Source organism: Prochlorococcus marinus CUG1435, from assembly GCA_017644375.1.
Classification (GTDB): domain Bacteria; phylum Cyanobacteriota; class Cyanobacteriia; order PCC-6307; family Cyanobiaceae; genus Prochlorococcus_A; species Prochlorococcus_A marinus_AH.
On record JAEPLP010000001.1, the window covers coordinates 1165820 to 1191515 of the forward strand.

Genomic DNA, 25696 nt, shown 5'->3' on the forward strand with positions numbered 1-25696 from the left:
CATAATTGTTTAATAACTATCCTCGAATATCTATAATTTATTGTCAATTTTAAATTGCTGTTAAAATTGATTAAATAGAAAAAATTTTGAAGACTTTAACCATAATAAAACCTGATGATTGGCATTTACACTTAAGGGAAGGTCTTGTATTAAAAAATATCATTCATTTTACTTCAGAATATTTTGGAAGAGCTATCGTTATGCCGAATACTAAAACTCCAATTACATCTGTTGAAAGCGCTACCTCTTACAAAAAATCTATTTTTGAAGCTTTACCAGAAAGTTCTAAGTTTGAACCATTAATGACAATGTATCTTACAGATGAGACTGATAAAGCAGAACTAATAAATGGTTTCAAAAATAATATCTTTTTCGCAGCAAAATTATACCCTGCTAATGCGACAACAAATTCCAGTCATGGAGTTAAGAAAATAGAAAATCTATATAAGATTTTCGAATCAATGCAAGATAATGGAATTCCTCTTTTGATTCACGGGGAAGTGACTGATTCTGAAGTAGATGTATTCGATAGAGAAGAAGTTTTTATAGATAAAGAACTCTCTCAAATAACTAAAAGATTTCCAAAATTAAAAATCGTTTTAGAACATATAACAACCTCTTATGCAGTTGATTTTGTTCAAGAAAATAATATTGGAGCTACTATCACTCCCCATCATTTGCATATAAACAGAAATGCAATGTTTTTTGGAGGCTTAAATAGTGATTTTTACTGCTTGCCAGTTGCTAAGAGGGAAAATAATAGACTCGCTTTAAGGAGAGCTGCAACAAGTGGAAAAAAATGTTTTTTCTTGGGAACTGACTCTGCTCCACACCTTAGGAATTGGAAGGCTTTTTGTGGATGTGCTGGCATTTTTAATTCGCCAGTAGCAATAGAAAGCTATCTAACAGTATTCGAAGAAGAAGATGCTTTAGATAATTTTGAAAAGTTTGCAAGTTTAAATGGCCCTAATTTTTATAATGTTTCCCCAAATAAAGAAAAATTAAAATTAGTTTCTAGACCTAATAAAATTAAAGAATTTATTGATGTCGTTGAAGAAGAAACTATTGTCGGACAAATAAAACCATTTCATGCAGGCGAAATTTTACAATGGCAAGTAGAAGGGATAGTAAATTAAAAAATTAGATTTAATCTGACAATTAAAAGTGTAAATATTCCAATTTTTCTTGGTTAAATGGGTTGCTTTCGGCTACGATAAAAAAGCGCAAATTCCTTTTGGGAGTGTGGCGGAATTGGTAGACGCGCCGGACTTAAAATCCGTCGAGCGATTTAGCTCGTGGGGGTTCAAGTCCCCCCACTCCCATTATTTAATTATTTATTTTTAGTTCTGACGATAACTTCCAATAGTTGTTATGTTTTAACTAAGAAAACACAAATCAAAATGGAAAGTTTTTTTAATAATTCATTCGCTACTTTAATTGCCTATATTGGAATTATTTCTACCTATTTATTGGTTATTCCATTATTTCTGTTTTACTGGATGAATAATAGATGGAATATTATGGGCAAATTTGAAAGATTAGGAATTTATGGCCTTGTATTTCTTTTCTTCCCAGGTTTAATTTTATTTTCTCCATTTTTAAATCTCAGACTAAGAGGAAGCGGTAAAGGGTAAATAATTGACTAAAGGTAAAGTTATACAAATAGGATTATTTATTTCATTTATAGGATTAATTAGTTATAAATTTGCACCGCAAATTGGTATCGACAATCTTACCGCTACTACACTCTCAAGTTGTATTTTGATTTTGATTGTTATTACATGGGTAACATCTTATGTTTATAGAGTTGTAAATGGAAAAATGACTTTCATGGAACAAAGGAAGCGTTATAGAAAAGAGTATGAAAAAGTTGTTAATGATAAACTAGAAACCAAATTCAATGCATTATCAAAGAAAGAGCAGCAAAAACTAATGGAAGATTTGGAGAAAAATCCATAAATTTTTCATAGAAAAAATTAAAAAAATCATGAAAGATAACAAAATGCAAATTACTAAAAATGAGTCTTTATCTAAGGTAGATGAGAAGTTTTGTGAGTTAAAAAATAATAAAAAATTAGCTTTGATGCCCTTTATAATGGCTGGAGATCCCAATATTGAAATAACTTCTGAGATCTTATTAAAGTTACAAGAAAATGGAGCTGACCTAATTGAATTAGGTATCCCTTACAGTGATCCACTTGCAGACGGACCTGTTATTCAAGTGGCTGCCTCTCGCGCCTTAAAGTCAGGTACTAACCCAAGAAAAGTAATTAAACTTTTAGACTCTTTAAAAGGTAAATTAAATATTCCCATCATCCTTTTTTCTTACCTAAATCCATTACTATGTTTTGGCTTCGAAAAGTTTTGTGAGATTTCATCTAATGCTGGAGTTTCTGGACTAATAGTTCCTGATCTACCTCTGGAGGAAGCTTATAAATTTTCCAAAATAGTTAGTAACTATTCTATGGACCTGATTTTATTGGTTGCTCCAACTACTCCTTTTGAAAGAATGAAACAAATATCAAATCATACAAAAGGCTTTACTTATTTAGTTAGTGTTACGGGCGTCACCGGGGAGAGAAACGAGATGGAAAATAGAGTAGAAAATCTTATTGCTAAATTAAAAGAAGTAAACACTAATCCAATTGCGGTTGGTTTTGGCATATCCACCCCTGAACATGTGAGTAAAGTGCGTGAATGGGGAGCAGATGGAGTAATTATTGGTAGTGCATTTGTAAAACGAATATCTAGTTCAAGTGGGAAAAATGTTGTCGATAATGTTGGCAAATTTTGTAAGGATATGCGTTTAGCTGCTGATCAAAAATAAATTATTTTACTAGAGAATAATATGATTAAAAAAATTAGATTAAGGGATTTATAGACTAATTATTAAAAATAATTTTATTATCTTTAGTGATCTTTGGTAGGTAATAAGCTTATTATTTTACCTTTCTTTTTAAACTTGATTTCAAAATTATCACCTGCTTTTAGGTCTAGAAGTGTTGTGTATGCTTTGCCAATTAAGAGATTACCATTCCCCTGGACAGTAGCTATGTAGCTCAATTTCCTTCCCCCTTTGCCAATTCCACCCGTTTCGCCCTCGCTGCTACTTTTATATCCTTGAGCTTCAGCAATAGCCTTATAATATGCATTATAGTTTTTTCTTTTCTTACCATTTTTGGATTTAGAAAAATATCCACAAGCTAGGACTCTTTCTGATTCACTTACACCTTTAAGTTCCTTAGTTTTTGCGATTAATTCACTTCCAGTTAGCTTCATAAATAATAAATAACAGCTACCAGAATAACATAGCAATTTGTGAGTAATATATGCAATTATTGATTATGTTTTATTCTATTAATTATCTTTAAAAATGGAAAAATTTGTAGTTTTTGGTGAGTACTGTAAAGATGTAATGATTAAAAGAAAACCTTTTCGCGATCAACATCTTAATAGACTTAAAAAATTAAAAGATCGCGATATTCTTGTTACATTAGGGCCAACAAAATGTACCAAATATTTGTTTGGAATTTTTAATGCTAATGATGTGAAGGAGTTGAAAAATCTTATTGAGGAGGACATATATTGGGAAAAAGGTATATGGATTAATTATGATATTTATCCATGGATTCAGGCATTTTGAATATGATTTACGAAAATATTTAAGTAATTATTAATTATTAATTGAAAAAAATTAATTTAAATGAAAACACATAATATTTTTGCTTTAATAATATAGTTATTTATCATATTTAGGATTTAACACTATATTTAGTTAATAGTTAGTTTTAAGAGGTTATTTTATTTTTAAATAAAAAATAATGTTTTAAATATTATTTTAAATATTATTTTAAATATTATTTTAAATATTATTTATTCGCTAATATCTTCATTTATCTGGTTTACTAATGAGTCGATATCTAATTGATTATATGGAGGTGTTTCTTTTGTTCCTCGATAATCATTATTGATATTGTTTAACCATTTTTGCTCAATCAAAATAAGATTTTTTGCAATATTGAAGATGCCGCCTTTTTTATATAATTCTTTAATTTTGAGAATAATCTCAGAGGTTCTGCTAGATTTAATGTCTAATTCATTTGCTAAGTCTTTTTGGGAAAATCCATGAGATTTTAACCATTCTTTAATGAATGAGATGAGTTCTTTTTCTTCCTGTATAGATAATTTACTCATTCAATAAAAAGGAAATAACTTATTAAGCTTATTCTCTGCTCTTGCTCTTATTGAAGGAGTCATGTATTTGCTCCATATGCTGAGTACCGCTGTTAGGGCTACAAAATCATCACTAAAACCAACTAAAGGCATAAAGTCGGGGAAAAGATCAAATGGCATAATTAAATAGGCTAACGCAGCCATTAATGAAACTCTTACTTGTGCTGGAGTATAAGGATCTAAAGCCATCTCTAAAACTTCTAAGGCAGGTTTGGCAATTGTTCTTCCTGCTTTAATAAGAATTTTGATAATGATATTTTCATCAAATGTTGAACTCTCTAAAACTTCTGCATCATAGATTTTTTCTTGGCTTTTGTAATTCTCTTTCATCCTTATAAATGAAATTTAAATATTTTTAATAGAAATTTTAGCTAATACTATCAACTAATCCATTCTGTATTCCTGCTTTTCTAAGTTTTCTTAAAGCACGTTGAACAACTTGTCGGCAATATTCCCTGCTACAACTCATGTGTCTTGCAACTTCAGCTAAGGTTCTCCATTCATTTGAGCCGTCTAAACCAAATCTTAAGCTTACTATCTTTCTTTCCTTCTCAGTTAAATTTGCTTTATCTAATAATTTCCAAGCCGAGGCTGTCCTTTCGGCTAATTCCGCTAACTCCATTGGAGCAACCTGATCACTCGGAAGGATGTCAACTAACTCTGAAGGATCTGATTTTGATTTAACGGTACCTTGGAGACTAACAGTGATGCTTCTCAATTCACATGAAAGGAGTTCGTCAATTTCCTCTTTAGTTATTTTCAATTCTTCAGCTAGCTCATCACTACTTGGAGGAATACCCTTAAGTTGCATAAGCTTTGACTTCGCTGACCTTAGTTTTGTAAGTTTTTCATTAATATTAACTGGGATCCTAATCGTTCTACTTTGAGTTGACAATGCTCTATTTAAACCTTGCCTAATCCACCAATAAGCATAGGTAGAAAATCTATGTCCTCTAGACGGATCATATTTTTCTACTGCCCTTGTAAGACCCAATGTCCCCTCCTGAATTAAGTCCAGTAATTCTAATCCTTTCCCTTGGTATCTCTTGGCAAGGTTGACAACTAGTCGTAGGTTAGCTGTTATCATTTCGTTTTTAGCTTTTTCACCAATTTTGATCTTTTTTCTTTCAGCTTCAGAATATTCACAGGCAGGGCCTTTCCCTCCGGCCTCTTGACATCTATTAACAAGCACAACCATTTCTTGGACTTTTCTGCCCATAGTGAGTTCTCTTTCAGGAGTCAAAAGTTGATGACGACCTATTTCACCAAGAAAATCGCTTAATGAACTCACGATTTACCTCATTGTCGATATATTTAACTTATAGTTAATTCAGTAATAAGCCATACATGTAATAATTAATTAATAATTAATTAATAATTAATTAATAATTATTAATTGGTTGATTAACATTTTTTTTTTTAATATTTAGTTAAAAAAAATTATAAATTCTAGATTTTAATTATTTAGTTTTTTCTTCTTGATTCAAGAACAGCAAGTACATCTCTCCACTCAATACCTTTATACATAAGGGCTACTTGCAGATGATAAATTAAATCGGCAGCTTCATTTGAGATTGAATTTTTATCATTATCTTTGCAAGCCATTATAAATTCTGCGGATTCCTCTCCTATTTTTTTCAAAATAGTATTACTGCCTTTTGTTAATAAATGATTTGTGTAACTTTTTTCTGATGGATTTGTTGATCTTTCGTGAATTGTATTGAATAATTCAGAGCAGATATTTGAGAAGGGAGTTGTTTTTTTCTCTTTTTTATCATTTTTATTAATTTGAATTTCGTTGAAAAAACAACTTTTTTCCCCAGTGTGACATGCTCCTGAACCATTTTGTTCAATCAAGAGGATTAGTGCATCATTATCGCAGTCAAATCTTATCTCCTTAAGTATTTGGGTACTTCCACTTGTAGCTCCTTTTCTCCAAATTTCCGATCTCGATCTACTCCAGTAATGAACGTTTTTGGTTTCAAGTGTCATTTTTAAAGATTCTTTGTTCATCCAAGCAAGCATAAGAATTGATCCGTCAAGCCAATCTTGTGCTATTGCAGGGATTAATCCATAATTATCAAAGCGTAGATCTTCTATCGAAAAATTAGTTGAATAAGTCATTATGTTCGTTATGTTAAATCCTATTCAATGTGTTTTATTAAAAATTATCCTAACAGTTAATTGATGTATATTCATTCTCTGAAATTTTCATGCAGCAAAAGTTACGAGGATTTTCCCTGTTCACATAGGCAATGGCGCCATAAAGGCCACTGCAGATTTGTGCATGGATATTCCAGATCATTCACCTTTTGGTTCGCTGCAAAAAAATTAGACCTAAATGGTTTTGTTGTGGATTTTTCAAGTCTAAAGCCCCTAGAAAATAGACTAAAGGAGCAGTTTGACCATACTTTTTTAATAAATAAAGATGACCCTTTGTTGAATTACTGGGAAAGATTACATGACTTAGATGCTTTAGATCTGAGAATTATGGATAATGTGGGAATGGAGTTCACTTCTGAATTGATTTGGAGATGGGCTAATGAATACTTACAGGATAAGGATAAGGGCAGAACATGTTGTTGGAAAACAGAATCAAAAGAAAATAAATCTAATAGAGCAAGCTATCAGGAAATTCCTGATTGGTTCAAATCTTAGATTAAATTTGTTAAATTTTAAGCCATATAGAATTTTTTAATTTAGATTTTTAATCAACAATTATCTCTCCATTAACTAGATAAATATTAATCTCGTCTTTTTTTAGGTAATTATTATTCAATATATTGTTTGAAATTTTTGTCTCAATTTGTTTTTGAATAATTCTTTTTAAGGGCCTTGCACCATAGGTATGATCGAAACTATTTTCGACCAGTTGGTTAATTGCCTCATCCGTGATTTTGAATTTTAAGTTTTTTTTGTTAAGTCTTTTTTCTAAATTGTGAAGCTGGATTTTTGCAATTTCTTTTATGTCATTTAATTCTAAATTATTAAAAATAACTATTTCATCAAGTCGATTTAAAAACTCAGGCTTGAAAAATTTTTTGAGTTCATTATCTACAACTTTTTTAATTTCATTTTCATCTTCTTTTCTAACTGATAAATCATTTATTGATTGACTTCCTAAATTACTTGTGAGAACAATAATTGAATTTTTGAAATTGATTGTTCGACCTTGACCATCAGTAATGATTCCATCATCAAGTACCTGTAAGAGAATATCTACGATATCTTTGTGAGCTTTCTCTATTTCGTCTAAAAGTATCAATGAATAGGGATTTTTTCGTACAGCTTCTGTTAGTTGTCCTCCTGATTCAAAACCTAAATATCCAGGAGGCGCACCTATGATTTTGCTAACGGAATGCTTTTCCATATATTCAGACATATCAAGTCTTGTAATTGAAGAATTTGAATCAAATATAATTTTTGCTGTTACTTTACTTAGCTCTGTTTTCCCAACACCAGTTGGACCTAAAAAAAGGAAACTGGCTAATGGTTTGTTTGGATCATTTAGCCCAGTCCTTGATCTCTTAATGGAATCTGCAACAGCCCTAATTGCGTTATCTTGACCAATAATTTTTTCCTTAAGGATCGACTCGAGGCTTAAAAGCCTATCTTTTTCTGACTGGTTTAAGTTTTGTACAGGAATAGAAGTCCATTTTGATACAACTTCTGCAATATCATCGAAAGTCACCTCTTGCCTTAAAAGACTCGTCTCTCCTTTTTTGTAGGAATTAACGAGGGATTCACTTTTTTCTTTCAATTTTTTTTGTAAAGAATTTAAAGTTCCAAACTCTAATTCTGCTGCTTTGTTGAGGTCAAAACTCCTTTTGGCTTGTTCTATTTGTAGTTGAATCGATTCAATTTCTTCTTTTATGGTGCTAATCTCGTCAATTTCATCTTTTTCTTTTTTCCATTGAGCGCCTAATTCTGCCTGTCTATTTTTGAGTAATATAAGTTCATTATTGATTTTTTTTAATCTTTCTACTGAAAAATCATCTGTTTCTCTTTTTAGAGATAATTTTTCCATCTCAAACTGTAAAACTTTTCGATCAATTTCATCAATTTCTTCAGGCTTGGAAGTTATAACCATATTTAATCTTGAGGCTGCTTCATCTATTAGATCTATTGCTTTGTCAGGAAGAAACCTATCGTTAATGTATCTTTCGCTAAGGGTGGCAGCTGCAACCAAAGCATTATCGGAAATCCTCACACTATGATGAACTTCGTATCTTTCCCTCAGTCCTCTTAATATTGATACAGTATCATCTATTGAAGGAGAATCAATTTTTATTTTCTGAAATCTTCGTTCTAGAGCAGGATCTTTTTCTATATTTTGTTTATGTTCATTAATTGTTGTAGCACCAATACATCTAAGTTCTCCTCTTGCAAGCATTGGTTTTAATAGGTTGCTTGCATCTAAAGAACCTCCACTAGCGCCTGCACCAACTACTGTATGAATTTCATCAATAAAAAGAATGATCTTACCTTCCGATTCCTTTACTTTCTTTAGGACATTTTTTATCCTTTCTTCAAATTCTCCACGATATTTTGCCCCAGCGATAAGTGAACCCATATCTAATGAAATTAGTTTTCTATTTTGTAGTGCAGAAGGTACATCAGCATTAATAATTCTTTGAGCCAAACCTTCAACTATGGCTGTTTTACCAACCCCAGCTTCTCCAATAAGAACGGGATTATTTTTTGTTCTTCTACTTAGTATTTGAATTGTTCTTCTAATTTCTTCATCCCTTCCAATAACAGGATCTAAGATCCCATCTCTTGCTGATTGGGTTAGATCAACACCATATTTATCTAAAGACTCATTAGCAGTATCAAATTTATTTTTTATTGCTGGATCTGACTTCATTTTCTTAATAATTTCAAGAAATTCTGGAATACTTTTTTGATTTAAAATTTTAAATCCATATTTTTTATCATAGGTGAAACCGTAAATTAAGTGTTCTGTTGATATCACTACATCATCTAAAGTATTTTTAATATCATTCGCTTTTAAAAATATTTTGTAAAGAGAATCACCAATATATAAATTATCTTGTTTATTTTTCATTTTTGCCTTCGCATTTAATGAAGAAATTATTTCTCTCTCAAGATCATTGGAATTCACATTATTTTCTTTTAAGATCTTATTTGTAAGGTTATCTTGTTGTAATAAAGCGAATAATAAATTATCTGAGTCTACGTCTTGTTGATGATTTTTATAAGCAATTTCTTTGGCATAAATAAAATAGTTCCAAGCTGAATTTGCAAATTCGCTTGGAACTATTTTCATTAATCAAAACTTGGGTATGGCTGTAATAGATATTAAGTTAAAAAGAATATTTAAATTTTAGAAAATTTATTCAACAATAACTTTACCTACCATTCCAGCACCTCTATGCGGCTCGCAATAGTAATCATAAGTTCCTGCTGTATCGAATGTTTCTTCCCAAGACTCTCCTGGAGCAAAAGCTAGGTCTGCATGACTTAATTCTTCATGTCCATCAAAAACAGCATTGTGAGGGGCAAGTTTGTTATTGACGAATTTAACTGTATCACCAGCACTAATGGTTACTGTACTAGGTTCAAATGCAAGCATTCCAGCATCCGTACCAAGTTTTACTTCAACAGTCTTAGCTGAAACTGATGAAATACCTAAACCTAGAGTTAAAACTATTGCGAATAACCCTGCGAAGATTGAGCGTAACATAATTTAAATTTACATATTTATATATATTACAAGGCTTTGGGAACCTAACCGTGAGAATCTTAATTGTTATTACAGCTTGGTAACTTAGATAATCTTAAAATATCATTCAGTGACTTGGCATAACTTTTAAGTTTGAAAGTCTCAGGATTTGTGATAGAGACATGATTAAAGTCATATTTTTTGATACTGAAGCTATCCCAAGGGGTAGTTTGAATGGGGAGAATTCTTAATAATATTTTTAGAATTTTCTTAGTAACGGGTATCGCAAAATATCGTCTCATATTATTTCTTTCTAAAAGTGTAATGATGGCATCGTCAATTGAAATAAATTTCTGACCTAGCACAAATTTTCTAAAGCCTCTGTATTGATCTTCTTTATGATTTTTAATTAGAAACCCACAAATTTGAGCAATATCATTTGCGTGTATAAAGTGAAATTTAGAATCAAGTTTTAAAAATCTTGCTAACCAAAGCCATTTTTCAATTTCTTTCAATCCACTAGTTAAATAACTCACAGGATATTTACTTTTTTGGCCAAGATTTCCTCCAAAAACCAAGGTAGGGAAAACAGCGAATGTTTTTTCTGCGTATGAGCTTTCTCTCAGTCTTTGGAAACATTCGTATTTTGTTTGTATGTATTCTGTTCCATAAATTAGTGATTCCCTCATTAATTCTGTTTTGGTATCTAAAATGCTGGCTGTTGAAAAATAAATAATCTTTTCTAACTTTTTAATATCAAGCATTTCAAGTAATTCTTCGAAAGCTTTAATATTTACTTCATAGGCTCTTATTGGATCTCCCCAAGCTGTTGCAGTATGTATTAGGTAATTAATTTGACTGATTTCCTTTTTATATTTATTACATTCCCTGATATCGCACACTAATAACTTGACTTTTTTATTTTTTTGAATAGAAATTGGTAACTTACTTTTATCACGCACCATAAGATAAAGCCTGAATTTTGTGTTTTTTAAAAACCAATAAACTAAGTATTGGCCAACACATCCATTTGCTCCAGTTATTAATAATTTTTTATATGCCAAGACTTTGACTAGTAAGTGAGTTTCTTCCCATGTTCAAAAAATGTTTGAGCATTTTCTTCTGGAGTCCCAGGTAAAATACCATGACCAAGATTAAGAATATATTTCCTGTCTTTAATTTTATTGAAAGTATTATCTATCCTTTCTTTTATTGATTCTTTGTTCCCAAATAAAATGCCAGGATCAACATTACCTTGAATTCCTATGCTACTAGGGATTCTTTTACAAGCCTCTTTAATGTCTACTGTCCAGTCTAATGAGATTATATCTACCCCAGTTTTTGCCATTCTCTCTATTACGCCGGCACTTCCTGAAATGTAAAGAATTATTGGTGTTTCAGGGTATGCTGCTTTCACAATATCAACAACTTTTTTTTGATAGGGCCCAGCAAAGATATCGTAATCTTGTGGGCTTAGTTGGCCTGCCCATGAATCAAAAATTTGTACTACTTGCGCTCCAGATTTTATTTGATATTTAAGATATTCACCAATAGACTTTGCAAAATGATCAAGAAGTTTATGAAGTAAATCTGGTTCATTAAAAGCCATCGATTTTATTAAAGAATAATTTTTACTGCTTTTACCTTCTACTACATATGCAGCAAGAGTCCAAGGTGCGCCAACAAAACCTAAAACAGTTGCCTCATTATTCACATCTTTTTTTAGTGAAGAAAGAACTTGCCCCACAAAACTTAAACTCTCACTTGGATTTAATTCTTTTAAATTTTCTATCTGGTTAAGAGTTCTTATTGGGTCCTCAATTATTGGACCTTTACTTTCTATTATCTCAAAATTTATTCCCATCCCAGGAAGAGGTGTAAGAATATCTGAAAAAAGGATTACACCATCCGGTTTGAAAGCATTAAAAGGCTGCATTGAAATCTCATATGAAAGTTCTGGATTTTCAGACCTCTCTCTAAAGCTTGGGTAGCGCTCCCTTAAATCTCTATAGATTTTCATATATCTTCCTGCTTGCCTCATCATCCATACTGGAGGCCTATTTACTTTTTTGCCTAATGCGGCAGAAAGTAGTAGTGGTAAATTTTCACCCATTTTTCAATTAGATATGTTTTAAAAAAATTAAAATTCCAACTTAAAAATCTTACAATGTAAAGCAGAGCAAAATGGTTATATGAACATTTATATGAAGCACTAAGTTAAATGAGCCTTCTTATTTTTTTGATTGATGTTTGAAGATACTCACGCTTAATGGGGGCAAAGAGAGTTCTAGTGCATTTTGATAATCATGAATATTGTAATTTATAGTTTCTTTGCCGCCCATATTCCCCTTGTTACTGCCTCCGTATCTAGAGCCATCTGAATTAAATATTTCTTTATAGAATCCATCTAAAGGAACCCCTACTTTGTATGAGTCATGTGTATTAGGTGTAAAGTTAGCAACAACAACAAGCCACTCATTGGTGTCGTTTTCTCTTCTCATGAAACTTATAACTGAATTAGATTTGTCATTACAATCAATCCACTGGAATCCATAGGGATCAAAGTCATTTTTCCATAACGCAGGTTCTTTTTTATAAAGTGAATTTAAATCATCAACCAAGTTTCTGATTCCTTTATGAGGTTCAAATGCCAGTAGATCCCATTGAAGATCATCCCAAACATTCCATTCTTGTCTTTGTCCAAATTCCATTCCCATGAATATTGTTTTTTTACCAGGATGGGTCCACATATAAGTTAGTAAAGCTCGAGTATTTGCATATTTCTTCCAATCGTCACCAGGCATTTTATGTAAAAGATGACTTTTCCCATGGACAACCTCATCATGACTGAGAGCAAGCATAAAGTTCTCCGTATAGTTATATGTTATTGAGAAAGTCACACTATTTTGATGGAATTGTCTGAACCAAGGATCTATCTCAAAATAATCAAGCATATCGTGCATCCAGCCCATATTCCATTTTAAATTAAACCCTAATCCTCCCATGTCCGTTGGTTTGGTTACCATTGGCCAAGTTGTTGATTCTTCTGCGATAGAAAGTGCACCAGGGAAATGTTGGAAGAGTACATGATTAGCTTGTTGAAGAAATTTAACGGCCTCTATATTTTCATTCCCACCATTCTCATTAGGTATCCATTCTCCATCTGGGCGCAGATAGTCTCTATAAAGCATGGAAGCTACAGCATCTACACGTATGCCATCAATGTGAAATTCTTCAAACCAATATACTAGGTTGGCTACTAGAAAATTTCTTACTTCGTTTCTGCTGTAATTAAAGATTAAAGTTCCCCATTCTTTGTGCTCACCAATGCGTGAATCCCCATGTTCATAAAGATGACAACCATCAAAAAATGCTAAACCATGCTTGTCTTTTGGGAAATGACCAGGTACCCAATCAAGAATTACACCTATGCCCTCTTCATGACATTTATTTACAAATTCTCTAAATTCATTTGGAGTACCAAATCTACTTGTTGGTGCATACCAGCCTGTTACCTGATATCCCCAAGAACCATCGAAAGGATGTTCAGATATTGGCATTAGTTCAATATGAGTGAATCCTCTTTCTTTTACGTAAGGGATGAGTTTTTCGGTTAATTCTGGATAGGTTAATAATCTTGTTCCAGGCTTTAAATCGGCTGCAGGGACTGGGTCTCTTGGTTCACCATTTTCTTCGAGATATTTATTATCTGTTGATTCATGGAGCCAACTTCCTAAATGCATTTCATAAACTGAAATTGGCTTGTTAATTTGACTAGAAGAATCTCTATTTGAAATCCAAGAACTATCACTCCAATCAAAGTTTTTCAATTTTGAAACTATTGAACCATTTTGAGGTCTGATTTCATGAAGGAAACCATATGGATCGGCTTTTTCATAAATATGACCTTGTTGAGTTCTTATTTCATATTTATATGTGTCTCCCTCTTTTATTGTTGGCAAGAATAGTTCCCAAATTCCTCCTAATCTTTTTTGCATTGGATGATGTCTTCCATCCCAAGAATTTATATCTCCAATTATCGAGATTGATTTTGCATTAGGAGCCCAAATGCAGAACATTACACCTTTTTGATTCTTATTTTCAATGAGATGTGCTCCCATTTTTTCCCAAATATGATGATGATTACCTTCTGCAAAGAGATGCCTATCAACTTCTCCCATCCACTCTTCTCTATATGACCAAGGGTCACTTTGTGTATGTGTGATCCCTCCTCTTGAAATATTTATTTCGTAATCAGAATTTGGATTTTCAGGCAGGATTGCTTCAAAAAGCCATTTATGGTTTATGCACTCTGCTTTGTAGATATTATTTTTAAAATTTACTTTAACTTCTTCCGCTTCAGGCATCCATACCCTTATTACCCACTGCTCTTCAAAATAATGAGGACCTAATATTTTTAATGGATTATCATTGCAACAATTTTCTAGGTTGATAGCTTCTGATTTAATCCAGTCTGCTTGAATTGTCTCGATCATGACTGGTGGATGTTAAGGATTTATAATATCAAATGATTAACCAAAAATATAATTATTTATTAAAAAAAAGGGTTCATTTTCATAAATGTTTTATTAAGAAGAAAACTTAGAGTAATAATTCTATGATTTGCTGAAGGTGCCCCAATATTTTCCTCCCCAAATCCAGGATTAACTCCAATAGCGGGGTAAGCTGCTGCAGATATAGATAAGCGAAGCTTGCTACCTTTAATTAAACAAATATTTGTTGGCTGCATTGTTATTTGATAAAGGCATTCTTCATTTATTTTGGAGTTTTTAACCCTTAAAAAGCCAGTTGAAAATTGATTCACCTTCTCATAACCTTTTTCAATTAGAGATAAAGCAAGGCAGATATCGAAATTGGGCTGATCACTTTTTACTTGGATATCTAATGTGGGAACACCTGTTAGATATTGATCTTCTTTAAAAGAATTGGTTTGAAAAACACCTACATCCAAGCGTTTATCAATAATATTTCTATTAAACTTTCCAGGATTTGGACCTAGATGGCCCCCGTCAGATGGAGTGGGTCTCCAGGGGTCATTAACAATTGTGAACCATCCTGAACCTTTTGAATTTATGATAAGACTTCCATCTTCAACCTCTACATTTGCTGCTCCATCGCTTTTAAGGCCAAAAATAAATTCAGGGTGAAATTTATTATCTAATTCTTCCCATTTATTTAATGAAATATTCCATATTTTTTTTTCTATTTTTTGGTCCTTGAAATTAAAATCTTCATCTGATTTTAAATGTTTATCAAAAAATTTTAATAAAGATTCTTGTGATCCCTTCCACCAATTTAGGTGTGTCGCGTTTCCAATAATGATCTCTGGACTACCACCAGCTTCTTTAGATTTTTTATAAAGATCAAAGGCTCCTCTTAAATGTGGATCCCAAATTCCTCCAATAATTAAAATAGGTTGTTTAATCCATGATGAAATTGGTTTAAATTCTTCAAAGGGTCGAACATTATTTAAATTTTTAAGCCATTCCAAAACAAAGCTATTAGGATCATATTTTTTTAAAATATCAACTCCTTCCCTTAAATAACTTTTATTTTCTAAGGCTATTCTTATTTTTTCCCACTCAGACAAATTATTTTCTCTTTTCATTTTTAGTGCTGCAATTTGAAGTCCCCATGCAATATTGTTATGCCACCAATATGCTCCTCCATCTGAGCACCAATGATCTTTAATATTCATCCCAGTCATTGCCGGTGATAAACAATCGGGCGGCTTTGAATTTAATTCACCAGTTAGTTGAGTAAATCCTTGATATGAAAAACCATATAAGCCAAGTTTTCCATTACATTCTTTTAAAGACCTTACCCATTCATGAGTTTCTGAAGTATCACTTGCTTCTTGAGAAAAACCATTAAAAACTCCTTCAGAAGCACCCATTCCTCTAACATCCTGAATTATCACCATATACCCTTTGGAAGCCCACCATTCAGGGTGTGAATAAGTAATTGTTGAAGCTATTTCCCTGCCATAAGGTTGTCTCATTAATAATGCTGGCCATGGCCCATCTCCATTAGGCAACCAAATCCTTGATATGAGCCTGACTCCATCTCTAAGTACTAGAGATTTGTCAAGCCATCTTGAACTATACATTTAAGCTTTATGTGATATCTGGACAGTGCAGTCCTATAACGTAAATAGAAAAGATCTCAGCATTAACGGGAGTTAATTTATTTCTCTCTGAGACATAATTTATAGCTTCTTCATCACTTGCCGATTTGCCTTGTGCATTTAGCTCTCTAAATTTATTGCATATATTCTTTGCTTCGCCTGGATTCTTTTTTACACTTTCTAGTAAGTTTGATTGACTAAAAACAGGGTACAAAGAGTTGGAAAACAAAAATAATAAAAATAAAAAAGATTTCATTACTTACAACTTTTTTTAAATTCTACATTAAAAAATTATTTTTAATCAAGATTTTTAATTAGATCTGTAGAATTCATTGGCTCTATTAATCCATTTTTTTAAGAGAATAAGAGTTATATCTGTCTCAGTTTTCACTCGTAGATTTCTTTCTAGTCGGCCAATTTTGCGTACTAATTCGTAAGGAGTAGATATTGATAATGATTTAGTTGAACTAACACCACAATGTAAAAGTAGATATGCTTGCGGTGGGGAAATTCCAATTTCTTTTTTAAAAAGAGCAATAGCCCTAATTTTCTTTAGATTATTTAAAGAACATATTGGAGATTTTTTTTGAATCTCATTTAAATCTAAGTCTGACATATTACTAAGTCTTTCAAGGTCAGTTAGTTTATTTTGAATAAAAAAAGATTTCTCATGTCTAAAGTTAGATGGCAAAAAATCTAAAAATGGTTTGCTTTCCATTATTTTAAAGATTAATTCATTTTGACATTTTTCTGAATTTCTCCAATTACTACTGGTTTACTTACACCATCTGAAATTTTTTCAAGTTTCCTTATCTTTATTTTTACGTTCGCACCCGACCTGCTACCTTTTCTGAGGTTTTCCGAAAGTTGTTCTAAAGTTGGTTCAATAGAATCTTCTGGGAAGTCATCATCTGCTTTAGCAATAATTAAATCGAACCCATTGTCATAAACGATTGGGAGATATTTTGCATCTTGGATTACAACTTTTTCAGTATAACTTTGTATAAATGCCCAACTGCTTAAAGAAAGTAGAAATGAGAAAATGGTTGCTCCGATTATTCGAAATTTAAAACCAAAATTAAATATAAAAGCTGCTAAAGTGGAAATTAAGAGGATTATTCCAAATAATCCAAAAATTTTGGGGGTGTTCTCTAATAGTTCAAAAAAAGACATTTAGTGGCTTTGACCGGATTAATTTCTTATATTTTGTAAGCCTACTCTATTTTTGGGTTCTAACTTGAAAAAAATTAGATCTCTAAATTTATTTAAAAAAATTCTTTCAATAGGGATACTCTTGCCCTCGGGTTTTTATGGCACCTTTTTATTTAATAACCTTTTAAGAGAAAATTTTGATTCTAGAAAATCGCAAATAGAAAAAAGTATTGAAAACTTATTAGATAAAAATGTTGATTTGGGTGATTATTCTGGAATCAGATTTTTAGGTTTTTCTTTAGGGTATTCTAAAATTATTGATAAAGAAAATATAAATTCTTTAGTCGAAGCAGAGAATTTATATGTAGGTATTATGCCTATACAATCACTTTTAAATCGAAAGTGGGTTATAAAAATAAAGCCTCAGAAAGCTAAAATTAATCTTGAAGAAGATTTTTTTAAAAGTGATAAACTAAATATCAAAAGGCAAGAAACGAACAAACCAAAATTAAATTATGATTTAGTATTCAACTTTAATAAATATGCAAATCTGAGTGTCGATAATTTAGGATTGATAACTAAAGTAAAGGGTAATTTTATTTATAGGTCTATTAATAATGAGATTATAGGGAATATAAAATCAAAATTTGATGAAAAAGGGTTATTAAAATTTAAATTTAATACAAAGCTAAATCAAGATTTTTTAGGGCTTGAAGTCTTTTCAAGTGGATTAAATCTCGAAGGCTCAAAATATATTATTAGGAATAGAAAAATTGAATTTAAAAATGGTAATTTAAAATCTAACTTTAAATTTTATAAGTCATCAAATCAAATATTTTGTAGAGGAAAACTTGCCTTTACAAATTTAGATATAAAACCGGATGGCTTCTCAGAGAACTTAAGTTCAGATTTAATTGGATTCATTTGTAAAGACAAAAATTTAATAGGAAATTCAAAAAATCTTAATTATGGTTCTTTAACATCAAATTTTAATTTAAATGTTCCATTTAATAAAAGTTTTAATAATATTGATTTAGAAGGAAGTGTTGGTTATAAAGAAAGACCAAAACCAGACCTTAATTTAAAGGGAAGTATTACTTATTGGTTAGATAAAAGAGGTATTAATTTTGGAGAAATCGATTCTAGTTTTACTTTAAATAGAACTCAATTAGCAAATTTAAATGTTTTCCAAAAAAATGGGATAGGTGGTTTCATTAAAGCTTCCGGAGAATTAAAAGGAAAAATTAATGATCCTGATATTGCTTTTAAATTCAATATTGCGGATACTCAATATAAAGGGATTCGTATTAGAGAGACATGGGAGGGAGATTTTAAAAATGACAAAAATAAATATTTTTTAAATATAAAAAATAAATATTATTCCACAATTCCTACATTCCTATCGGTTAATTTTGACTCTAGGCTTAAATTAGATAGATTGACTTTTAGTAGAGTTTTTAACTCTGATAAGGGCAGTATAGGGGTAGTTAAAGAGAAGAATAGCTACATTTGGAAAGCTGAAAATTTTCCAATTGATGAGCTTGAATTGTCCTTAAGGAAAAATCAATTCAGTAGAATTTACGGAATTATTAATGGTGCGGGATCAATAGCTTTAGACCAGTCTTATCTTGATGGAAGACTTGCTTTAAGTTTAGGTAAATATAGAAATATAAAGTTAGCGAATTCATTATTTGATTTCAGATTAAAAGATAATTATTTTTATGTAAATTCATCATTGTATCCAATTGATGGTGGAATAATTGAATTCGTGTATGACTCAAAAAATAATAATTTAGTGAATTTAGATTTTAATAATATAAGTACCAGTTGGACAATATTAACAGCAGTTGATATTTTTAATTTTGAAAATAAAAAAGTTTTACCGATAAGTAAATTTAATGTTTTGGATGATTTGGAAATAAATAAAAAAAATAATTCTTTTAAAGATTGGATAGATTTTAAAAATAAGATTAATGCGAATAATATTAAATCTGAGGATAAGTTTAACTTGCAAAAATATTTAAGTAAATTTAAAAGTAGATATAATGGAAGAGTAATTGTTCAGGGAGATAAACCACTCAACTATAATTTAAATGCAAAATTAAATGGATATTTTAATGTTTCTAGAGAAGATTATGAAAGTAATTATGACAAATTTTCTATTGATTTAGAAGGAGGGTTATTAAGAGGTGATGGTTCCTTAAAAATTAAAAAACTTCCCATAAGTGTGGCAAATATCTTTTTAAATCAACCAAGAGATTTTCAAGGTGGGCTGGATATGAATTTATTTTATAATTTGGATAAAAAATCTTTCGAGAGTAAAATTTTATCCAATAATTTATTAATAAAAAATAACAAATTGGTAATTGATAATGGATCAATTAATTTAAATAATTCTATTTTTAAAATTGATTTCCCATTCTTTATCAATGAATCTAAAATTCCAATATCCATTAAAGGTTCAATTCCAATAAAAGATGAAGAAAATTTAGATTTAAGATTGAGTGGAAATGAGAAATTTATTGATTTATTAGATATTTTTGCCGGTGAATACTTTACTTTTAAAAGAGGTGATTTTAATCTTGGAGTAATTATAAAAGGTACTTTAAATAAACCTTTATTGAATGGATTTGTTGTAATTAAAGATTCTGAAATTGAAGTTTATAACAATTTAATCAAAGATATTAACGGCAGGATTATTTTTGATTTTGATTATTTAGAGATTGATGGGAAACTGGAAGCAAAAGGAAAAGATTCTGGAAATATTTTTATAGAGGGGACTTTGCCTTTTTATAATAAGAAAAATACGGGTAAAGAAAATATTAATTTGGAAACAAAAGAATTTTCTTTAAAAACAGATAATTTTAGTTCTAAATTAGATTCAAAATTGGATTTAAGTGGATCATTTGAAAGTCCTGTATTGAGTGGCAAACTTGCACTTAATAATGGATTTATTGACTTTATTCGCACAAATAAAAATAATAAAATAAATAAAAATATTAATCGAAAAGAGGATCAACCCATATGGCCAGAACTATTTTGGGATCGCAAGGGTTTTTTGGCAATAGTTTCAAATGAAACAATCTTGAATTCAGTTCTTTTAGGAGAAACTTTGCCTAATTATTTGGATAATTTGAGTTTTAATAATCTTATATTAAAACTTGGACCAGAATTTAAACTTCAATTTTCAGAAAGTATTCAAGTTTATTTAGACACGCTATTAGATCTTAATATCAATGGTGAGGTAGGAAAAGATTTGAGCGCTAGGGGACTTATTAATCTTGAAAAAGGTAGAGCTAATCTTTATACAACTCCTTTTAAACTTGATAAAAATCAAGATAATTATATTTTATTTGCAGAAAGAAGTGGTGTTGTACCATATATAAAATTCTCTCTAGTAAGTAAAGTTCCAGACTCTATAATTCCTATCAGAGAAAATAATCAGGACCCAAATATTTCAGGAGATCTTGACTCTGATGCAAGCTCCAATGGCATTGGTACTTTTGGAATTGGTAATACTAGGCTTATAAAAATTGAAGCTTCTTATGAAGGTTTTCTAGATCAATTATCTTTTGAAGATGAAAATAAACGAATCCAATTAAGAAGTACTCCAAGTTATAATCGGTCACAAATTATTGGTTTAATTGGAGGTAACGCTGCTAATTTAATAAATAGATCTTTTATTTCTCAAATCAATAATGCGGATGCTTTTAGTGAGAGATTTCAGCTGTCTTTATATCCAGCCTTAATAGAAAATAATGATTCTTTAAATAATATTTTTTCTAATGAAAATTTGGATATAGAAAGTGATGGACAATCATCTTCTAATGAGGAATTTTCTTCTCAAGCTTGGGTTGCTGAACTAGGTCTTGATATTACTGATGCAATAAATTTTTCCTTTCAAACCGTTCCAGGAAGAGATGACATTTCACCTACAGGAATTTTGACTTTTCAGGCTAATCCAAACTTAGAATTATTAGGTTCTTATGATTCTGATGGGGGCTGGAGAAGTCAAGTTCAATTGTTTTTTAGGTATTAAGTTATAAAGAAAGTTTAAAGAATCCTGAATTTGAATTATTATTAAATGAATTTTAAAAAAATGTATGACCAATATCTTTGAAGTTCCTCAACCGAGTAATGATCTTCTAGAAAAAGCTAATCAAGTGCGATTGGCTACAATAAAAATAAGCCAGACTGAGAATCACAAAAGAATTAAAGCTTTAAATTCTATGGCTGATTCTCTTAAAAAAAGTACCAAAGAAATTTTAGAAGCAAATAATGAGGACTATATAAATGCAGAAAAGAAAGGAATTTCAAACGCTTTACTCTCTAGATTAAAGTTATCAAAAGAAAAATTAGATTCAGGGATTGAAGGAGTAAAAAAAGTTGGAGACTTGGCTGATCCTGTAAATCAAGTTCAACTCAAAAGAGAGCTTTCAAAGGGATTGATCTTAGAGAGAAAAACTGTTCCTATAGGGGTAATTGGGGTCATTTTTGAATCAAGGCCAGATGCTGTTATGCAGATTAGTTCTCTAGCAATAAGATCAGGTAATGGAGTAATTCTAAAGGGCGGTAGTGAAGCAAATTTAACAAATAATGCAATAGTTAAAGCATTACAAGAGGGTTTATGTGAATCAGGTCTTGATGAAAATGCAATATGCTTACTTACTAGCAGAAAAGATAGTATGTCCATGTTAAATCTTGAGAAATATATTAATTTAATAATTCCTAGAGGAAGTAATGAATTAGTTAAATTTATTCAGGAGAATACAAGAATTCCTGTATTAGGCCATGCTGATGGAATATGCCATCTGTTTATAGATAATGAGGCAAATCTTGAGATGGCTTTATCAGTAGCTTTGGACAGTAAAATTCAATATCCTGCAGCATGTAATGCTATTGAAACTTTATTAGTTCATAAAGAAATTGCACCAGTTTTTCTAGAAAGGGCAATCCCATTGTTTAATTCTCATGATGTTAAATTAATTGGAGATAAAAGATCAGTTGCCTTAGGGTTAAAATATGAAGCTAGTCTAGAAGACTGGCAAACTGAATATTTAGATTTAATTTTATCGATAAAAATAGTTGATGATCTTGAGGATGCAATTACTCATATCCAAAAATTTAGTTCAAAACATACAGATGGAATAATTACTGAAAACTTAAATACTGCTGATAAATTTATGAATATAGTTGATAGTGCAGGGGTTTTTCACAATTGCTCTACTAGGTTTGCAGATGGATTTAGGTATGGATTCGGAGCGGAAGTTGGAATATCTACTCAAACTTTGCCGCCAAGAGGACCTGTTGGCCTAGAGGGTTTAGTTACATATAAGTATTTCCTAAAAGGAGGTGGGAATATAGTTGATGATTTTTCATCTGGAAAGGCTAACTATACACATAAGGATCTTTAAATTTTCTGAGGATGGAAACTTTTTTAAAAATTGAGAATATTAAACTTTGGGCAAGAGTTGGTGTTCTTGATGAAGAAAGGCAATTAGGACAATTATTTAGTTTGGATTTATTTTTGTGGACTGATTTTGAAATGTGTACTGTAAATGATGATATTAAAAAAACAGTTGATTATTCAAAATTAGTTAAAATTTTGAAAGATCAAGCAAGGAAAATATATTGTTTCACAATTGAAAAATACTCAAATGAAATTTTAGAAATTATTGATGAGGAATTTAAGCTCTCTAAAATTAAAATTGTTTTAACAAAATGCAATCCCCCAATCACTGGTTTTGATGGGAAGGTTTCAATAGTAAGAATTCTTGAAAATAATTAATTGTATTGAAAAAAAGAAATCCCATTATATTGATTCATGGACTTTGGAATAGTTCAAGTATTTTTTCTTTAATCACCTCAAAACTTGATGATATAGGAATTGAATATTTTGCCCCAACTCTAGAACATTCATATGGAATGACTTCAATTATTGATTTGACCAATAAATTAAACGAACTAATTTTAGAGAAATATGGATTAGAAACAGAATTAGATATTTTAGGTTTCTCCATGGGAGGGATAATTGGTAGGTATTGGATTCAAAAATTTTTCGGTTTTAAAAGAACAGGAAGATTTATATCTATAGGTTCCCCTCACAAAGGAACATTAATAGCTCAATTAGTCCCTAAATATCCTTTTAGAGGAATATCAGAAATGAAAATAAATAGTAAGTTGTTAAAAGAACTTGCAAATAATGATTTTTACCTTAACGATATAGAGTGTGTAAATTTCTTTACTTATTGGGATCTAATGGTTTTCCCTGGCTGGTGGACAAATTTAGATTCTGGGAAAAAAATATCAGTAAAAGTATACAAACATAGAAATCTTGTAAGAAATAAATCTGCGGTTGGCAAAATAATTGATGAAATTATCAAGTAGCTCCAGATAGACCCAAGTGTCTTATTAATGGATCTGTTTGTGGCTCCCTGCCTCTGAATAATTTGAATATATCTAATGGAGGCAAGCTTCCACCCAGGCTAAGTATTGTATCTTTGAATTTCTTCCCAATTAACTTTATATCTTCAGGATTTTCTAGACCAGCTTCTTCAAACATAGAAAAAGCATCAGCACTTAGAACCTCAGCCCATTTATAGGAGTAATATCCTGCAGAATATCCGCCTGCAAAGATATGACTAAAACAACAAAGGAATTGATCTTCTTGAATAGGAGCAATTACAGTAGTTTGCGTTGCAATTTCTCTTCTTATTTCATCTGCTGTTTTACTTTCGTTTTTATCGATATTGCTATGCAATCTGAGATCTGTAATTGCAAAATGTAGTTGTCTAAGAGTAGCCATTCCACAATTAAAAGTTCTATTCTTTAGGAGCTTTTCAAAATTATCATCGGATAAGTTTTCTCCTGTTTTATAGTGCTTAGCAATATTCAAAAGTGTATTTTTATGGAAGCACCAGTTTTCCATAAATTGACTTGGAAGTTCGACAGCATCCCATTCGACATTATTGATTCCGGCTGCTTGAGGAAGATTTACAGTAGTAAGCATGTGTTGAAGACCATGACCAAATTCATGGAAAAGTGTCTGAACTTCTTCAAAGCTCATCAAACTAGGTTTATCTTTTGATGGTGGAGTCTGATTACAAACTAGATAAGCTACAGGAAGGGTCTTTTTTCCAACATTATTTTTATTCAAACATTCATCCATCCAAGCCCCTCCTCTCTTTGACTCAGGTCGCGAATATGGATCGAGGTAAAAAGATGCTATTTTCTTATCTTCTTTATTGAGGATATTAAAAAATAAGACGTCATCATTCCATAGAGGAGCCTCATTGGTCGCTTCAACTACTTTAATTTCAAAAAGCTTTTCACTTAACTTAAATAAACCTTTCAAAACATCATTTAGTGGGAACCAAGGTCTCAAAGACTCTTGATCCAAATTGAGCTTTTCCTTTCTAAGAAGTTCAGACCAATAACTAATATCCCATGGCTCAATATTCTGCGATTTTGGAAACCCATTAGCTTTAGAAAACTTATCTAACGTTTCTAATTCAATTTTTGCAGTTTTGAATGCTGGTTCTCTCAATTCTTCTAAAAGGTTTTCAACATTTTTAATTTCTTTCGCCATTTTTGTTGACAAACTTAGTTCTGCCCAACTTTTATAACCGAGAAGATTAGCCTGTTTAGTTCTAAGAGATAATATCTCTTCAATGATTTGAGAGTTATTTTTTTCTCCTTGTGACGCCCTACCAACGAATGCCTTATATAGTTTCTCTCTAAGGTTACGGTCGGTGGCATAAGTCATAAATGAAGTATAAGTTGGTATATCTAGACTTAACTTCCAAGGTCCATTTTTAATATCAACTTTTTCATCTTTATTTAAGTGATTGTGAGCAGAAATTGCCATCAATTCAAGAACTCTTTCAGGAAGACCATTGACTTCAGATTTTTTATTTAATATTAAAAACCATTTATTAGTGGCATCAAGAACATTATTGCTGAAGTCTGTTGATAACTTTCCAAGCTTTTCTGAAATATTGTTGAATTCTTCTTGATCATTTTTTTGTAGTGAAATTCCTCTATGTTGCATCTCAAGAATTTCTTTATCTAAAATTCTGTTTTTGATTTGATCAAAATTATTAGTTTCTTTAAGCTTGACTAAAGTATTGTAAATTATTTTACTTTGTCCGAATTTATTACTAAGGCTAATAATCTTGGGAAGAAATTTTGAATAGATATCTCTAAGCCTTTCAGAATTATTTACAGCATTTAGATGATTAATTACTCCCCAACTCCATCTAAGAATTTCATTTACTTCATTCAAAGGATTAATCACTTTATCCCAATCTAGATCATTTTGAATTAAATAATTAGATAAATTTTTCTCTATGTTTTTAAAGTCTTCAGTTATCTCTTCTAGTACTTCTGGAAATTGCTTATTTATGTTTTCGGGAGTAAATTTTTTAAATTCTGGTAATTCTCCATATTTAAAAATTGAGGTATCCATTTATTAAAAT

At 30.8% G+C, this 25696-nt stretch carries 25 protein-coding genes and 1 tRNA gene; 11 read left to right on the forward strand and 15 right to left on the reverse strand.

Annotated elements, in window-relative coordinates; all coding sequences use genetic code 11:
- Positions 1–86 precede the first annotated feature (86 nt).
- The 5 genes from pyrC to JJ844_06625 all read left to right on the forward strand — a co-directional run bounded on the left by pyrC (position 87) and on the right by JJ844_06625 (position 2827).
- Positions 87–1136, forward strand: coding sequence for a dihydroorotase (gene pyrC / locus JJ844_06605; GenBank protein ID MBO6975343.1), 1050 nt, complete (start codon positions 87–89; stop codon positions 1134–1136).
- A gap of 100 nt (positions 1137–1236) precedes the next feature.
- Positions 1237–1322 (forward strand) — tRNA-Leu (locus JJ844_06610).
- Positions 1323–1400: 78 nt separating this feature from the next.
- Complete coding sequence (locus tag JJ844_06615; protein MBO6975344.1) at positions 1401–1634, forward strand: NAD(P)H-quinone oxidoreductase subunit L; 234 nt, start codon at positions 1401–1403, stop codon at positions 1632–1634.
- A gap of 4 nt (positions 1635–1638) precedes the next feature.
- Positions 1639–1959 carry a DUF3007 family protein gene (locus tag JJ844_06620; GenBank protein MBO6975345.1) on the forward strand — a complete coding sequence of 107 codons (321 nt, stop codon included), beginning with the start codon at positions 1639–1641 and terminating at the stop codon, positions 1957–1959.
- 28 nt (positions 1960–1987) lie between these two features.
- Positions 1988–2827: a tryptophan synthase subunit alpha gene (locus tag JJ844_06625; GenBank protein MBO6975346.1), complete on the forward strand. Its 840-nt coding sequence runs from the start codon at positions 1988–1990 to the stop codon at positions 2825–2827.
- An 83-nt stretch (positions 2828–2910) separates the two neighbouring features.
- On the opposite strand, the gene JJ844_06630 is transcribed toward JJ844_06625, so the two are convergent.
- A complete protein-coding gene (locus tag JJ844_06630) occupies positions 2911–3279 on the reverse strand; it encodes an AbrB family transcriptional regulator (protein MBO6975347.1) in 369 nt (122 codons plus the stop codon).
- A gap of 94 nt (positions 3280–3373) precedes the next feature.
- Between JJ844_06630 and JJ844_06635 the strand changes: the two genes are divergently transcribed.
- Positions 3374–3643: a YciI family protein gene (locus tag JJ844_06635; protein ID MBO6975348.1), complete on the forward strand. Its 270-nt coding sequence runs from the start codon at positions 3374–3376 to the stop codon at positions 3641–3643.
- A 230-nt stretch (positions 3644–3873) separates the two neighbouring features.
- Here JJ844_06635 and JJ844_06640 read toward each other — a convergent pair whose 3' ends face one another.
- From JJ844_06640 to JJ844_06655, 4 genes are all read right to left on the reverse strand, one after another.
- Complete coding sequence (locus JJ844_06640) at positions 3874–4194, reverse strand: hypothetical protein (GenBank protein ID MBO6975349.1); 321 nt, start codon at positions 4192–4194, stop codon at positions 3874–3876.
- The gene (locus JJ844_06645) at positions 4195–4563 is read right to left on the reverse strand and encodes a DUF1232 domain-containing protein (GenBank protein MBO6975350.1); all 369 of its coding nucleotides are present in this window, start codon (positions 4561–4563) and stop codon (positions 4195–4197) included. It abuts the gene before it with no gap.
- A 37-nt stretch (positions 4564–4600) separates the two neighbouring features.
- Positions 4601–5524 (reverse strand): sigma-70 family RNA polymerase sigma factor, encoded by a 924-nt coding sequence (locus tag JJ844_06650; protein ID MBO6975351.1) that lies wholly within the window; start codon positions 5522–5524, stop codon positions 4601–4603.
- 173 nt (positions 5525–5697) lie between these two features.
- Positions 5698–6357 (reverse strand): bifunctional phosphoribosyl-AMP cyclohydrolase/phosphoribosyl-ATP diphosphatase HisIE, encoded by a 660-nt coding sequence (locus JJ844_06655; protein ID MBO6975352.1) that lies wholly within the window; start codon positions 6355–6357, stop codon positions 5698–5700.
- A gap of 63 nt (positions 6358–6420) precedes the next feature.
- Between JJ844_06655 and JJ844_06660 the strand changes: the two genes are divergently transcribed.
- Positions 6421–6891: a 6-carboxytetrahydropterin synthase gene (locus JJ844_06660; GenBank protein ID MBO6975353.1), complete on the forward strand. Its 471-nt coding sequence runs from the start codon at positions 6421–6423 to the stop codon at positions 6889–6891.
- 49 nt (positions 6892–6940) lie between these two features.
- Here JJ844_06660 and JJ844_06665 read toward each other — a convergent pair whose 3' ends face one another.
- From JJ844_06665 to JJ844_06705, 9 genes are all read right to left on the reverse strand, one after another.
- On the reverse strand, positions 6941–9523 hold the full coding sequence (locus JJ844_06665; GenBank protein MBO6975354.1) for an AAA family ATPase: 2583 nt from the start codon (positions 9521–9523) through the stop codon (positions 6941–6943).
- Between the two features lie 66 nt (positions 9524–9589).
- Positions 9590–9940: a plastocyanin gene (locus tag JJ844_06670; protein ID MBO6975355.1), complete on the reverse strand. Its 351-nt coding sequence runs from the start codon at positions 9938–9940 to the stop codon at positions 9590–9592.
- A gap of 59 nt (positions 9941–9999) precedes the next feature.
- Positions 10000–10983: an NAD(P)-dependent oxidoreductase gene (locus JJ844_06675; protein MBO6975356.1), complete on the reverse strand. Its 984-nt coding sequence runs from the start codon at positions 10981–10983 to the stop codon at positions 10000–10002.
- Positions 10984–10991: 8 nt separating this feature from the next.
- Entirely contained in the window at positions 10992–12032 is a 1041-nt protein-coding gene (locus JJ844_06680; GenBank protein ID MBO6975357.1) for a uroporphyrinogen decarboxylase, read from the reverse strand.
- A gap of 118 nt (positions 12033–12150) precedes the next feature.
- Positions 12151–14415, reverse strand: a complete 2265-nt coding sequence (gene glgB / locus JJ844_06685) for a 1,4-alpha-glucan branching protein GlgB (protein ID MBO6975358.1) — start codon at positions 14413–14415, stop codon at positions 12151–12153.
- A 59-nt stretch (positions 14416–14474) separates the two neighbouring features.
- On the reverse strand, positions 14475–16049 hold the full coding sequence (locus JJ844_06690; protein MBO6975359.1) for a CocE/NonD family hydrolase: 1575 nt from the start codon (positions 16047–16049) through the stop codon (positions 14475–14477).
- Between the two features lie 7 nt (positions 16050–16056).
- Complete coding sequence (locus JJ844_06695) at positions 16057–16323, reverse strand: hypothetical protein (GenBank protein MBO6975360.1); 267 nt, start codon at positions 16321–16323, stop codon at positions 16057–16059.
- Between the two features lie 54 nt (positions 16324–16377).
- A complete protein-coding gene (locus tag JJ844_06700; GenBank protein MBO6975361.1) occupies positions 16378–16785 on the reverse strand; it encodes a DUF4332 domain-containing protein in 408 nt (135 codons plus the stop codon).
- Positions 16786–16796: 11 nt separating this feature from the next.
- Positions 16797–17240, reverse strand: a complete 444-nt coding sequence (locus JJ844_06705; protein ID MBO6975362.1) for a hypothetical protein — start codon at positions 17238–17240, stop codon at positions 16797–16799.
- A 115-nt stretch (positions 17241–17355) separates the two neighbouring features.
- Between JJ844_06705 and JJ844_06710 the strand changes: the two genes are divergently transcribed.
- The 4 genes from JJ844_06710 (at position 17356) to JJ844_06725 (ending at position 23606) form a co-directional block, all read left to right on the forward strand.
- The gene (locus JJ844_06710; protein MBO6975363.1) at positions 17356–21258 is read left to right on the forward strand and encodes a translocation/assembly module TamB domain-containing protein; all 3903 of its coding nucleotides are present in this window, start codon (positions 17356–17358) and stop codon (positions 21256–21258) included.
- A 64-nt stretch (positions 21259–21322) separates the two neighbouring features.
- On the forward strand, positions 21323–22633 hold the full coding sequence (locus JJ844_06715) for a glutamate-5-semialdehyde dehydrogenase (protein ID MBO6975364.1): 1311 nt from the start codon (positions 21323–21325) through the stop codon (positions 22631–22633).
- Between the two features lie 11 nt (positions 22634–22644).
- A complete protein-coding gene (folB, locus tag JJ844_06720; protein MBO6975365.1) occupies positions 22645–23007 on the forward strand; it encodes a dihydroneopterin aldolase in 363 nt (120 codons plus the stop codon).
- A gap of 5 nt (positions 23008–23012) precedes the next feature.
- Positions 23013–23606, forward strand: a complete 594-nt coding sequence (locus JJ844_06725; GenBank protein MBO6975366.1) for a lipase — start codon at positions 23013–23015, stop codon at positions 23604–23606.
- On the opposite strand, the gene JJ844_06730 is transcribed toward JJ844_06725, so the two are convergent.
- Complete coding sequence (locus tag JJ844_06730) at positions 23599–25686, reverse strand: M3 family metallopeptidase (GenBank protein MBO6975367.1); 2088 nt, start codon at positions 25684–25686, stop codon at positions 23599–23601. The genes JJ844_06725 and JJ844_06730 overlap by 8 nt on opposite strands.
- Between the last annotated feature and the right edge of the window lie 10 nt (positions 25687–25696).